General features: G+C 61.3%; 10 protein-coding genes. 7 read left to right on the top strand and 3 right to left on the bottom strand.

Annotated elements, in window-relative coordinates; genetic code table 11:
• The first annotated feature begins 10 nt into the window (after positions 1-10).
• Positions 11-388, top strand: a complete 378-nt coding sequence (locus BJI47_RS07155) for a PPOX class F420-dependent oxidoreductase (protein WP_088943078.1) — start codon at positions 11-13, stop codon at positions 386-388.
• A 19-nt stretch (positions 389-407) separates the two neighbouring features.
• Here BJI47_RS07155 and BJI47_RS07150 read toward each other — a convergent pair whose 3' ends face one another.
• The 3 genes from BJI47_RS07150 to BJI47_RS07140 are packed head-to-tail and all read right to left on the bottom strand — an operon-like array spanning position 408 to position 4071.
• The gene (locus tag BJI47_RS07150) at positions 408-1769 is read right to left on the bottom strand and encodes a metallopeptidase TldD-related protein (protein WP_088943077.1); all 1362 of its coding nucleotides are present in this window, start codon (positions 1767-1769) and stop codon (positions 408-410) included.
• Complete coding sequence (locus BJI47_RS07145) at positions 1766-3322, bottom strand: TldD/PmbA family protein (protein WP_088943076.1); 1557 nt, start codon at positions 3320-3322, stop codon at positions 1766-1768. The genes BJI47_RS07150 and BJI47_RS07145 overlap by 4 nt, the downstream gene beginning before the upstream one ends.
• A complete protein-coding gene (locus BJI47_RS07140) occupies positions 3304-4071 on the bottom strand; it encodes a TSUP family transporter (protein ID WP_088943075.1) in 768 nt (255 codons plus the stop codon). Before BJI47_RS07140 ends, BJI47_RS07145 begins: the two co-directional genes overlap by 19 nt.
• Positions 4072-4088: 17 nt before the next feature.
• On the opposite strand from BJI47_RS07140, the gene BJI47_RS07135 reads away from it, so the two are divergent.
• From BJI47_RS07135 to BJI47_RS07105, 6 genes are all read left to right on the top strand, one after another.
• On the top strand, positions 4089-5246 hold the full coding sequence (locus tag BJI47_RS07135) for a sensor histidine kinase (RefSeq protein WP_088943074.1): 1158 nt from the start codon (positions 4089-4091) through the stop codon (positions 5244-5246).
• A 15-nt stretch (positions 5247-5261) separates the two neighbouring features.
• Entirely contained in the window at positions 5262-5921 is a 660-nt protein-coding gene (locus BJI47_RS07130; RefSeq protein ID WP_088943073.1) for a response regulator transcription factor, read from the top strand.
• A gap of 84 nt (positions 5922-6005) precedes the next feature.
• On the top strand, positions 6006-6521 hold the full coding sequence (locus BJI47_RS07125) for an FxsA family protein (RefSeq protein WP_088943072.1): 516 nt from the start codon (positions 6006-6008) through the stop codon (positions 6519-6521).
• 17 nt (positions 6522-6538) lie between these two features.
• A complete protein-coding gene (locus BJI47_RS07120) occupies positions 6539-8134 on the top strand; it encodes an amidohydrolase (protein WP_088943071.1) in 1596 nt (531 codons plus the stop codon).
• Entirely contained in the window at positions 8124-9743 is a 1620-nt protein-coding gene (lnt, locus tag BJI47_RS07115) for an apolipoprotein N-acyltransferase (protein ID WP_088943070.1), read from the top strand. Before BJI47_RS07120 ends, lnt begins: the two co-directional genes overlap by 11 nt.
• 689 nt (positions 9744-10432) lie before the next feature.
• Positions 10433-13943, top strand: a 3511-nt coding sequence (locus BJI47_RS07105; RefSeq protein WP_217808512.1) for an amino acid adenylation domain-containing protein, incomplete at its 3' end; no start/stop codon positions are given.

Below are 13943 nucleotides of genomic sequence, written 5' to 3'. Positions count from 1 at the left end.
CTTTATCGGCATGGCCACCTTTGCGAACATCGCCGATGGAAAATTTGTGTCACTGACCACCTTCAAGAAGGACGGGACTCCCGTCGCGACGCCGTTGTGGGGTGCTCGTGACGGAGATCGTCTGCTGGTGTGGACGACGACCGATTCGTGGAAGGTCAAGCGCATCAGACGCAATTCCTCGGTCACTATCGCCCCGTGTTCGGCGCGGGGCAAGGTCGAAGGCGACGCAGTCGCCGGTGTCGCCGAGATCATGGACGCCGCAGGCACCGAGAAAGCACGCTCGGCGATCTCCTCCAAGTACGGCATTCTCGGTTGGCTCACGGTGAAGGGAAGCTCGCTTCGTCGAGGAAAGTCAGGCACGGTCGGCATCTCGATCGTGCCGGCGTAGCCCGACCCGCAACTCGTGGCTACCGCGCTTCACTCACCGAGGACATGTGGAAATCCGGAATCCGCAACGGCGGCATAGCAGTTCGCGTGAACCAGTCCTTCCACTCCCGGGGCAGCGTTTTCTCCGTTGTCCCGGCCTCCGTGGCCCGGCGCAGAAGGTCCAACGGGCTCTCGTTGAAGCGGAAGTTGTTGACCGCTCCGACAACCTTGCCGTCTTCGACCAGGTAGACACCGTCGCGAGTCAACCCCGTCAGCAGCAGAGTCGCAGGGTCCACCTCGCGTATGTACCAGAGGGTGCTCAGCAGCAATCCTCGTTCGGTTCGCGCGACCATCTCTTCGAGGGTGGTATCCGACCCACCGGTAAGAGCGAGGTTGTCGCCCGGCACGGTGAGGTCGGTGTCGTATTTCTCTGCGAGAAAGCGCGGGTAGGCGAGTGCATTGATGGTTCCGTTTCGGATCCACTCGACGCGTGAGGTGGACACACCGTTATCGAAAAGCGATACCGAATCGTTCGAAGAACCTGTTGCAACGAACGGCGAGTATTCGAGACCCTCGTGCCGAGGGTCCGAAAACAATGTCAGCGGTAACCGGCCCAGCTTCTCACCGATGCGAGTTCCGCCTGCCCGAGAAAGCGCCGTGTGTCCTTCCTGTGCGCCACGTCCCTCCATGGACCACATCAGATAGATCATCAAGTCGGCAACCGCGGACGGCGGCAGTAGAGTTTCGTATCGCCCTGCGGGTAGATCGATCATGTTTCTGGACCAGTCGAGCCTGGTGGAAAGGTCCTCGAGCATCTTTTCGATCGATACGTCGTCGAAGTACTTCGTGCTCGCGCCGACCCACGCGCTGGCATCCGCACGCTTTCCGTTGATCTCGATCGATCCCGTCGGCTGCGTGAATCGCCGTCTCATGCCCGTCGACGACCCGAGCCATACCGTTTCGATCTGGTGGTGGGCGAAACCGTAAAGCTGGTCCGTCCCGTCGAAACCTGTCGACAGAGGATCGGTGAGGGACTCGAACACGGCTATATCTGTTTGTGCGGGATCGGCATCCCATTCCGGTGCCACGGCGCTCCCCTCGACGAGGGGCATTGCATCCTCCGCCGATTCGGCTGCACGAGCGGCATTTTCGGAGGCGCGGACCGTCGCTGCTATGTCTTTCGGATCGACGCTGCTGGAGGACGAGGTGGAAACCCGGGAGCCATCGTCCCCGCGAACGATGGAGACGACCGTCCATCGTCTGGACATTCCGACGCCGTTGGTGGTCATCGAATTGTTGGCCCATCGGAGCGAGGACTCACTGGAGTCGATGACGATCACCAAGGTCTCGTCGACTGTGGCGGCACGCAGAACTTGTTCGACGACGTCCTGAGCTCGAATCATTTGACCCCCTCCGATCGAGTGTTGAGTACATTGACGCCTCGGAAGAGAACTGCCGGACAGCCATGGCTGACCGCAGCAACTTGACCGGGTTGCGCTTTGCCGCAATTGAATGCGCCACCGAGCCGCCTGGTCGATTCACCACCCAGCAGATCCATCGAGCCCCAGAAGTCGGTCGTGGTCGCTTGATAGGCGACATCGCGTACTTGGCCTTCGAGTCGTCCATGTCGAATACGGAAGAACCGCTGACCGGTGAACTGAAAGTTGTACCGCTGCATATCGATCGACCACGACTTGTCACCGACGACATAAATTCCGTCCTCGACTGCCGCCACCAGGTCGTCGATGCTGCGATCGACATTCGGGTCCGGTTGCAAGGAGACGTTGGCCATGCGCTGAATCGGAACGTGATGTGCGGAGTCGGCGTACGAGCACCCGTTGGACCTCGAAAGCCCGAGTCGTGGCGCAAATACGCGATCCAATTGGTACCCCACCAGTACGCCGTCGCGCACCAGGTCCCATTTCTGGGCGGCGACACCTTCGTCGTCGTAGCCCGTGCTTGCCAGCCCGTGAACTTCGGTACGGTCGGCTGTTACATGCATGGATTCGCTGCCGTACTTCAGTGTGCCGAGTTTGTCCGGCGTCGCGAAAGATGTACCGGCGTAGGCCGCCTCGTATCCGATGGCGCGGTCGTACTCCGTAGCGTGGCCGATCGATTCGTGGATCGTGAGCCACAGGTTGGTCGGGTCGATCACGAGGTCCAGCGGACCGGCTACTACCGAGGGGGACTTCACTTTCTCACCGAGCCAGTCGGGTATGCGCGCGAGCTCGTCGGCCCAGTCCCACGTGCTGTCCGCAGCCAGGTACTCCCACCCACGACTGACCGGTGGCGCAAGAGTCCGCATCGTCTCGAAGGCACCGGCGTCGGAGTCGACCGTGGTCGCCTCGAACTGTGGATGCAGTCGAACGCGTTGCTGGGTGATGGAGCTGCCCGCCGAGTCCGCGTAGAACGTCTGTTCTTTGACCTGTTGAACCGAAGCCGTCACATGGTCGACGCCGTCGGACGCTGCCAGTCGCGACGAGTATTCGGCAAGGAGCTCGACTTTGTCACGGGTAGGGATGTCGAAAGGATCCACCTCGTAGTCCGACACCCAGGTTGCGTCCGAATAGATCGGTTCGTCTGCCAACTCGACGTGCTCGCGATTGAGGGCACGCAGAGCAGTGGCGACGTCGACGGCCGTCTTGGCCGTTCGTATCGCAGCGGCAACGGACAAGTCGGTGTGCGAGGCGAATCCCCAGGTACCGTCGATCACCACGCGAACTGCCAGCCCGATCTCGGAGCCGTCCACCGCGGATTGAACCGCACCGTCGCGAAGATTGAGAGACTGCGTGGTCAGCCGGTGAACGCGAAGATCGGCATGGACGGCACCCGCTCGCCGCGCGGTATCGAGTACTGCCGCGGCAAGTTCGCGAAGGGGGAGCTCGAGAAAGTCCGGGTCCACATGTCTTCGCGGATGCTGGGTCACAGGAATCGAGGTTAGCCGAACTGTTGCCATCCGAGACGGATGACCATCCCGAACACGACCACCAGCAAGACCACTCGCACGAATCCGGAACCACGAGCGAGCGCTATGCGTGAGCCCGACACTGCGCCGATCACATTGCACACAGCCATCGCCGCTCCCAGCTGCCAGAGCACGTGACCGGTGACGGCGAAGAACGCCAGTGCGCCGAGATTGGAGCCGAGATTGAGCACCTTCGCCATTGCTGCACTGCGCACGAACTCTGTTCCTAGCAACGTCGCAAAGGCGATGATGAAGAACGTCCCGGTGCCAGGCCCGAGTATGCCGTCGTAGAACCCGAATCCGCCGGCTGCGAGGAAGACGACGGTCAGTGTCTTCCGCTTGCTGGGTGCGTGTGAGCCTGCAGCAGAGCCGATCGTGGGTCGGGCCGTCACCAGGGCCGCGACGGCGATGAGAACGACCATGATGATCGGGATGAACAATTCGCGGTCGATCAAGGACACCGCAGCAGCACCTGCTGCCGACGCGAGGGCTGCGAGGGCCCCGGCGGGAACGAGCATTCGCCAATCGAGTGCTATACGACAGGAGAAGGTGACTACAGCTGCGAAAGTACCGAACACGGCAGTCATTTTGTTCGTGGCGAGCGCCGCCTGTGGGGCCAACTGTGGCGCGACGAGCAAGATCGCGGGTAGGAGGATGAGACCGCCACCACCGACTACGGCGTCGACCCAACCTGCCGCTGTCGCTGCGACCATCAACAATCCCCAGTCGGCGGCAGTCATGCGGCAAACTCAACCACATGCGTAGATTCAGCTTGTGGCTCAGGGGGAAGCCCTTCATCGCCGACATGCTGTTAGCAGGCACTCTGTTCTTTTTCGAGGTTGTGTCATTTTTCAGCAACGTCGAAATGATGAGCCCGATGCTGTTCGTCGTCGGGGCAGCGGCGTTGAGCGCTCCGATCGCATGGCGACGACGGCATCCGCGGACAGTCGCGTGGGCGGTGCTTGCAAGTTCGCTGATCGTCACGCTCGGGGGACTTGCCGTCGGGGAGAGAGCTGACATTCATCCTGCTGCACTGGCCCTGCCGATCATGCTCTACACACTTATCGCGTACGTGGGCCGCCGAGAAGGTCTCCTCTATCTGGTCGGGGTCTTGCTCGACGGGGGTCTGGCGGTATGGGCGCTGCACGACGATGCGGTCTTCTTTGTGTTGTTCACTGTTCTGCTGTACGGGTTTGCCTGGATCGCTGCCGAGTTCCTCGGAGCTCGCCGTGCGTACGACGAGGCGGTCGAGGCGAAACTACTTGTCGCCGAATATGATCGGGATAGGCGCGCGGAAGAAGCGGTTGCACACGAGCGCACCCGCATCGCTCGGGAGTTGCACGACGTCATCGCACACGGTGTCAGCGTGATGATCGTTCAGGCCGACGGGGCGTCGTACGCGATCCGGCGGGATCCGGATCGAGCCGAAGAAGCAGTCGCGAATATTTCTGCTACCGGCAGGCAGGCGCTCGCGGAACTACGCCGTACGGTCGCACTGCTTCGAACCACCCCCCATTCCGAGGACATGCCCATGTACGGGACTGCGGGGCTGGCAAAAGTGGTCGACATGATGTCGCGAGCTGGATTGAACGTAGAACTCGAACAAACCGGGAATTTGGACGACATCAGTCCCGCGATCAGCTTGGGTATTCACCGCCTCGTTCAGGAATCGCTCACCAACGTTCTGCGCCACGGGGGCCACGCTCCGCGGGCACGGGTAGCAGTCGTTCGCCGCGAGGAAGACATCCTCGTCGAGATCGTCAATGGCGCCGGATCAGGAACCAGTGCGGTCGAGGGGACCGGGAACGGTCTGCTCGGCATGCGTGAGCGTGTTGCCGTCCTGCAGGGTGCGTTGGAAGCCGGCCGAACGGCGGACGGCAGGTGGCGAGTACGCGCTGAGTTGCCGCTCGAATGACGTTAAGTTGGGACCGTGCCGATAACAGTTCTCATCGTCGACGACCAAGAATTGATGCGGATGGGCCTGACGATGGTCCTCGACGCGCAGGAAGACATCACCGTCGTCGCGGAAGCGGCAGACGGATCGGCAGCTGTGCGCGCTGTCCGCGACCACAGCCCGGATGTCGTACTGATGGATGTTCGAATGCCAGGAATCGACGGTGTGCAAGCTACCGCGATGATCACCGAATCCGAGTCGAACTCTCGAGTGCTCGTCATGACGACGTTCGATCTCGACGAGCATGTCCTGGGAGCACTGCGGGCAGGGGCCAGCGGTTTTTTGCTCAAGGACACCCCGTCCGAGGATTTGATATCCGCGATCCGCAGCGTCGCCGCCGGTGACGCAGTCGTCTCGCCGAAAGTGACGCGGCGTCTATTGTCACGTTTCATCGCCGAGGACGCGCCTCTTGCGCAGGACCCGGTGGTGCTCGACGCTCTCACCGACCGTGAACGGGAGGTGCTCGGATTGCTCGCAACAGGACTGTCCAACGCCGAGATCGCCGGTAAGTTGGTGTTGTCCGAAGCCACGGTGAAGACCCACATCGGCCGGATGCTGACCAAACTCGGTCTTCGCGATCGCGTTCAAGCGGTGGTCCTGGCATACGAAACGGGTGTCGTACGTCCACGGTTGTAAATCGTTATCGAACCAACGACGGACTCGGGGAGAAATACAGCATGGCCGTTCGTTGTACATAAAAGCGACGAAAGGAACGAACACGTGATTGCGCTTTTTGCCCTCTATGTCATCGTCGAGGTGGCCGCGCTGGTGGCTGTTGGTAGCGCTATCGGCGTGCTTTGGACTGTGCTGCTCCTCATCGCCGGTTCCGCTGCCGGATTGATACTCGTCCGCGGTCAGGGCCGCCGCGTGATGGAAGGCCTCCGCAGTGCCAGTCGCGGCGAGCGGTCCCCCGGTGGAGCGGTCGCCGACGGTGTGCTGTTCGCCATAGGTTCGGTCGCGATGTTCGTTCCAGGCTTGGTCACCACCGCGTTCGGCATCTTGCTTCTTCTGCCCCCCACGCGTTGGGTGCTCCGTCCACTGGTGATGCTGGCAGCCGCCAGATGGATGCCGACGGTTGCGACAGCCGCAGGCAGAATGCGGCCCACCGTCATCGACGGAGAGATCGTGTCCGACGCGCCCACACGGCCGACCTATGGCGGGCCGCCCTCTGCCACGGTGCTCGAGGGACAGATAGTCGACATCGACGGGCAGGATTTCCAGAAGCCGGTTCGCTGAGGGCACACTGGACCATCGTGAGTACCCAACTGCTTCTCGGTGGACGGATCTACAGTCCAACGGCTCCCGACGCGAGCGCAATTGCAATTACCGACGGAATCGTGACCTGGACAGGTGAGGATCGAACGGGCCGCGCGCTGCACCCCGGCGCCGAAGAGATCGACCTTGCCGGCTCATTCGTAGCCCCCGCATTTGTCGACACACACGTCCACACCACCGCGTACGGTCTGGCTCTCGGTGCGCTCGATTTGAGTGCGTGCCGCTCGCGCGGAGAGTGTGTGCGCGAGATACGCCGCTACGCGCTGAAAAGCTCCGATCCGTTGATCTGGGGGCACGGCTGGGACGACACCGCATGGGACGAGGCTGGTGTGCTCTCGACGTCGGACCTGGACGAAGCCGCGCCCGGCAGGCCGATCTATCTCGCCCGAGTGGACAGCCACAGCGCCGCAAGTTCGACGGTTCTCCGTGCCGCCAGTAGCGAGCTGAACGCCCTCGCGGGCTTTCATCCCGAGCACGCACTCACAGGGGACGCTCATCACGCCGTTCGTCGCGCCGCCTTGAATCTTCTGACTCCGGCCGCCCGAGCGGCCGCGAGAACGTCAGCTCTCGACTACGCCGCATCGCAGGGCATCTGCGCAGTGCACGAATGTGGCGGTCCGGATATCTCCGGCCGTGACGATTTCCAGGAACTGCTCGCTATTGACCACGGGGTCGAAGTACGCGGGTACTGGGGTGAGTCGGTGTCCAGCGCAGATCACGCGCGCACGCTCGCGCAAGAGACAGGTGCACATGCGCTCGGCGGCGATCTGTTCGTCGACGGTTCGATCGGCTCACGCACGGCCTGGCTCAGCGCGCCCTACAACGACGGGCCCGGCACAGGACTCTCGTTCCTCGACGTCGACGCGATTGCCACTCATGTGGCTGCTTGCACGGAAGCCGGGATCCAAGCGGGCTTCCATGCTATCGGCGATGCTGCTGTATCTGCCGTCGTACAGGGTTTTTCCCGCGTTGCGGCCGCCATCGGTGGCCCCGCCCTGGCCGCCCTCGGACATCGTGTCGAACACGTGGAGATGGTGTCCGGCGAACAAGCAGCGAAGTTGGCGTCCTGGGGAGTCATCGCAAGTATGCAGCCGATGTTCGACGAGCTGTGGGGTGGCGAGGAGGGGATGTATGCGCGTCGACTTGGGGTGGATCGTGCGCGGACGCTGAACCCGCTTGCACAATTGGCGTCCTCCGGCGTCTCCCTCGCATTCAGCTCCGATGCGCCCGTCACCGGGCTCGATCCATGGAGGATGCTGCGCGCAGCGGTCAATCACCGGACCGAGGGGAGTGCGATCTCGCCTCGAGCGGCGTTCTCGGCGGCTACGCGCGGTGCGTGGCGCGCGGGCGGCGTGCGGGATGGCCTTGCCGGCACCCTGACGCCGGGGGCTCCGGCAAGCTACGCGATCTGGGACGCAACCGATCTCGTGGTCAGGGCACCCAAGGACAGTGTTGCGCGTTGGTCGACCGACCCGCGCGCCGGTGTCCCTGCCCTGCCTTCGCTCGAGCCTGGCTCGCCGTCCCCGACCTGTCTTCGCACCGTGCATCGTGGGCGGACAATTCATGGCGCTTGAACGGGTGGGGGTCGCACGAGCGCAGGTGGTCCGCACTGGTGTGTCGGTCTTGTCCGCTGTGGCGTCCGGCCTCCTACTGTTCCTGAGCTTCCCTCCCCGCCCCCTTTGGTTTCTCGCCCCAGTCGGGGTGGCACTTCTCGTCCTCGTCCTGCGGCGTTTCAGAACTACCGGGTCGGTCTCGAAGAAGAGCGGTTTCGGCTATGGATTCCTCGCAGGACTGGGGTTCTTCGTTCCACTGCTTCCTTGGATCGGTGTCTACGTCGGTCCGCTGCCGTGGCTTGCACTCGCTGCAGCACAATCTTTGTTCATCGGTCTCTTCGGCGTACTAGCCGTCATGGTCTCCCGAAACCGCTGGTGGCCGGTCTCCACGGCTGCCGTCTGGAGTCTCGTCGAGTGGGCAAGATCGAATTTTCCGTTCGGTGGATTCCCTTGGGGCCGACTATCGTTCGGGCAACCCGACAGTTGGTTGCTGCCCCTCGCAAGCATCGGCGGGGCTCCGCTGCTGAGCTTCGGCGTTGCGCTGACCGGCACTGGACTTGCTGCGATCGCTTGTACTCTCGCGGCGAGAAAGAGACGTCCCATCCGAGGCATGCTGTTGGTCTCGGTCGCAACGACGAGTGCAGCATCCATTGTCGCAGTTGCGCTTCTTCCGACGCTGGTGAGCAATGAGCCGGAGGCAGGAGAGCGCACCATCACCGTGGCCGCAATCCAGGGCAGCGTGCCTCGGCTGGGTCTGGATTTCAACTCGCAACGCCGGGCGGTCTTGGACAATCACGTCCGTGAGACATTCGCGTTGGCCGACGAAGTATCAGCGGGGCGCGTGGATCGTCCGGATCTGGTCGTGTGGCCCGAGAACGCTTCGGATATCGACCCTTTGCGAAACGCGGACGCAGCTTCGGAAATCACCGCGGCATCCGAGGCCGTCGGGGCACCGATTCTCGTCGGCACGGTTCTGGTCAACGACGATCGCACCACCACGAATTCGGTCATCGCGTGGGATGGCGACGAAGGGCCCGGCGAACGGCACGACAAGAAGATAATTCAACCGTTCGGTGAGTATTTACCCTACCGAAGCTTCTTTCGATTGTTCTCGGAGTACGCCGACAAGGCTGGCCACTTCGTCCCCGGTACCGGAAACGGAGTCGTCCACGTTGCTGGTATCGCTGCAGGAATCGCGACGTGCTACGAAGTCGCGTTCGACCGAGCATTGACCGAATCTGTCCGATCCGGCGCAGAATTCATCGCGATCCCGACCAACAACGCCACCTTCGGTGATACCGAGATGACCTATCAGCAGTTGGCGATGTCGAGAATTCGCGCTGTCGAGCATGGGCGATCCGTTGTAGTCGCCGCAACGAGCGGGGTGAGTGCAATTGTTTCGCCCGACGGGGCAATCGTCGATCAAACTCCCTTGTTCGTCGCCGACACCCTCGTAACACAGATCGGACTCCATAGCCGAACGACTGTCGCGACAGCTCTGGGTGCATGGCCGGAACGGCTCCTGTGCTTCAGCGCGGGACTTTTTTTGTTGTTCGCAGTAGTGTGCTCGCGAATAACAAACGCAAAGATTGTTATGAACAGCGAAAAAGACGCGACACTTCGAAACTAGGGCTTCAGCAAAATCAAGTTCTGATATCGGCACCAGCGACCAGGACAATCCACGCGATTTACCTCGATCTAATCGAGTGTGTAACGGAGATGGAATCGATCTCGATTCTCAACTAATAGTCCGCTAAAGCAATGGCGGCTGACTATTGTGAGTTGGTAGGTCGTCATTGTCATGAACGCGATTTCTGCAGCACGCATATCGACAACCGTTCGTCAGGAAGACCGGGGCCCTGAACGATCGGTGGTGTAGGCACATGAGAGGGGGCGCCGGTGATGAGTCCTGCCGTAGAACGCATGGAGTGTATCGACGGCAGACGGACTCGCGGCACGGCACCGCGTCGGAAACCGACTGAATGCATGTTTCTGATTACGCGCACGATTCCAATCCATGATGTGGCCCGCTTCGAATCAACGTGAGTCGGCCGGGTTTGTTACCCGCGCCGAGAAGCCGATGGATTCAGAACTGGCCTGCACAGCTGCACCCGATCAGAACGGACAGTGAACACATTGATCGAGCCTGCTCGAGCATCGTATCGACGACCGGTGTCGAAGCCGACAATCTGTTCGACGACATTCCCGCATCAGAAAGGCGAATGAATGCGAGCCGTGATATCGGGGGAGTCGCACAGCTCTCTTCCTAGGAGTGGTGACGAGACAGCAGGATTTCCGCTTTCGTCGGCCCAGCGTGGAATGTGGTTTGCTCAGCAACTGGCGCCCCAGGTCCCGGTCTGCATCGCGCAATACGTGGACTTACGAGGTGACCTCGATCTCGAGCTATTGAGAAAGGCTTCACGTACCGCCGGGCACGAATTCCAATCCGCCTTTCTTCGTCTGTCCGAGATCGACGGGGAACCGGTCCAGATCGTCGATCACGAAATAGACGACAACGTCGATTTCTTGGACCTCCGTAGCGAAGCGGATCCCATGTCCGCAGCAAAGGAATGGATCGACCACAATTACACCGAACCAGTCGACCTGACCCGCGATCGCCTGGTCACGGTATGGATTCTTCAAGTCGAAGACAGTCGTTTCCTGTGGTACAGCAAAATTCATCACGTCGCACTCGACGGCTACGGCGCAATGACCATGGTCAACCGCACCGCCGAGCTGTATACAGCCGAGCTCGAAGGAAAGGATCCGAAGCCGGCGAGTGCAGCGGACCTGAGGAAGCTGTACTCACTCGATCAGGAATACCGACATTCTGGGCGGTTCGAAACCGACCGCGAATACTGGGCCGACCACGTACGTGACGTGCAGGGTGGCGCCACACTCGCCAACTCCGATGGCGCCACAGTGGCCGCGAGCAAGCTCGAAAGCGCGGCCCTCGACGAGCACGTCGTGGAGGACCTCGAGAAGTCGGACGCAACCAAGAGTGCAACGGCAGCCGCCGTGGTCATCGCAGCTTTCGCGTGCTACCTCTCACGCATGACGGGGCGCGAAGACGTCCTGGTGAACATTCCGGTGTCCGCAAGAACGACCGCAGTTCTCCGTCGCTCCGGCGGAATGCTCGTCAACGTCGCTCCGCTGCCGATCAGGGTCTCTCCGGCCGGCAGCATCGGCGACTTGGTACAGCATGTCCAACTCGAACTCATGGGAGCGCTGCGGCATCAGCGATTCAGCATCGAGGACATCCGACGCGACCTGACCGCCAAGGGCCTCGATAGCGGCCTACTTGCGCCCATGGTCAACGTGATGCTGTTTCATCAGGAAATCCATCTCGGGCCCATCTCGGGTGAATTCAACATCGTCACCTCCGGCCCGGTCGACGACCTTTTGGTCAACATTTACCAAAGCGGCTCTCCAGCAAAAACATTCGTAGACTTCCGCGGAAATCCGAACAGATACATCGATGCCGATCTTGCGCGTCATCATCGTGGATTCATCGATATTCTGTCCGCGTTCGTCGAGGCCGGCCCACATGATCTGGTCGACGAAGTGCACGTCGAGAGCGCAGCAGTCGGTCGCCGCCGCAGACTCGAGCAACAACAGTTGGCTTATTGGTCGGCAACGCTTGCCGACGCACCGGTCGGAGTCGGCCTGGGGACGTCCACGCAGGGCGCACCTTCCCAGGTTCACCCGCAGCCGAGATTCGTAGTCGAGGACACCGTGGACCTCGGAGTCCACCGACGGCTTACTTCCGATGCGGCAAAGAAGGGGTCCAGCGTTCTCATCACGGTTCACGCTGCTCTTGTCGCACTGCTGGCCCGTCTTTCGGGGGAGACCGACATCGCGATCGGTGCGCGAACACCGTTCACCGAGGGCAACACAATCGTGTTTCGAACCTCGGTCGTGCGCGGAGAACCGTTCGCCGAATTGGCCTCCCGCGCGCAAGAAAGCGACACCGCTGCTCTCGCTCACGCGGACGTGTTGATTGCCGATGTCTTCGAGGAGCTCTCACGCGAGGATTTTTACCGCGTCGTGCTGGCGTTCGGTACCGAAGCGACGCCCGCAGTCGACACCGATGCCGAACTGGTGGTGTCGGTCGACGAGACGTTCGACGCGCTAGGCGCTCCCCAAGGTATTTCGGTCCGCTTCGATTGCGAAGCAGCAGTTCTCGGTGAAGAGGCACTTCGTGGTCATCTCGCTCGGCTGATCAAGATCCTCCGCGTTGTCTCTCAGAATCCACGAGTATTCACTGACGACATAGACGTGTTGTCGGTGTCCGAGCGTGAGTTGTTGGTGCCGGTGCGTGGTGGTGTGTCGGTGGTGGGTGGGTTGTTGCCGGAGATTTTGTCTGCTGCGGTGGGTGTTGCCGGTGTGGATGCGATTGCGTTGGTGTGTGGTGGGGTGTCGGTGTCGTATGGGGAGTTGGATGTTCGGTCGTCGCGGTTGGCGCGGTTGTTGATCGGTCGTGGTGTGGGTGTGGGTTCGTTTGTGGCGTTGGGGTTGCGGCGTTCGGTGGAGTCGGTGGTTGCGGTGTGGGCGGTGGCGAAGGCTGGTGGTGCGTTCTTACCGGTGGATCCGTCGTATCCGGTGGATCGTATTGCTCATATGTTGTCCGATTCTGGTGCGGCGGTGGGTATTACTGCGGCTGAGTATGTGTCCGATCTGGGGCAGGCCGCCGGCGGGGTGTCGTGGATCGTCATGGATGAGGAGTCGACCGTAGGAGAACTCGACGATCTTTCAGCCGAGCCACTTTTGAGCAGCGATCGGTTGGGTTCGGTTCGTCTCGATGATGCTGCGTATTTGATTTATACGTCGGGTTCGACGGGTGTGCCGAAGGGTGTGGTGGTGACGCATCGGGGTCTGTCGAATTTGGCTGAGGTGGAGCGGGTTCGGTTCGGGGTTACTCCTGCTTCGCGGACGTTGGCGTTTGCGTCGCCGAGTTTCGATGCGTCGGTGCTCGAGTTGGTGTTGGCGTTTTCTGGTGGTGCGACGATGGTGATTGCGCCGACCGATGTTTTCGGTGGTGTGGAGCTTGCTCAGTTGTTGCGTGAGGAGGCCGTCACGCATGCGTTCGTCACGCCGGCGGCGTTGGCGTCGGTGGATCCGGCCGGTCTGGATGCGCTTGCAGTGGTGGCGACCGGTGGTGATGCTTCTGGGTCGGATTTGGTTGATCGTTGGGCGCCGGGTCGGTTGATGTTCAATGCGTATGGTCCGACGGAGGCGACGGTGTTTGCGTCGTTGAGTGCGCCGATGTCGCCGGGTGTTCCGGTTGATATCGGTTCTCCGGTGTCGGGTTTTGCTGTGGTGGTGTTGGATTCGCGTTTGCAGCCGGTTCCGGTGGGTGTTGCGGGTGAGTTGTATTTGGCTGGTCCGGGGTTGGCGCGTGGTTATCATGATCGGTTGGGTTTGACGGCGGAGCGGTTCGTCGCGGCGCCGTTTTCGGTTGTGGGGGAGCGGATGTATCGCACGGGTGATGTGGTGCGGTGGACTGGTTCTGGGGTTTTGGAGTATGTGGGTCGTAGTGATTTTCAGGTGAAGGTTCGTGGTTTCCGGATCGAGTTGGGTGAGATCGATGCGGTGATCGCGGCTCTTCCTGAGGTTGATTTCGTGGCGACGGTGGGTGTCGATGGTCCTACGGGGGCGACGGTGTTGGTGTCGTATGTGTTCGGTGTCGGTGGTGGGTTGGTCGATGTCGAGGTGGTGCGTGAGCGGGTGGTGTCGGTGTTGCCGGGGCATATGGTTCCGTCGGTGTTTGTGGTGTTGGATTCGATTCCGTTGACTGCGGCGGGTAAGTTGGACCGCCGAGCACTACCCA

It is taken from the genome of Rhodococcus sp. 1168, from assembly GCF_002091955.1.
Taxonomy (GTDB): Bacteria; Actinomycetota; Actinomycetes; order Mycobacteriales; family Mycobacteriaceae; genus Rhodococcoides.
The sequence above is the reverse complement of the archived record's forward strand: the minus strand, read 5'-3'. Positions and strand labels throughout refer to the sequence as shown.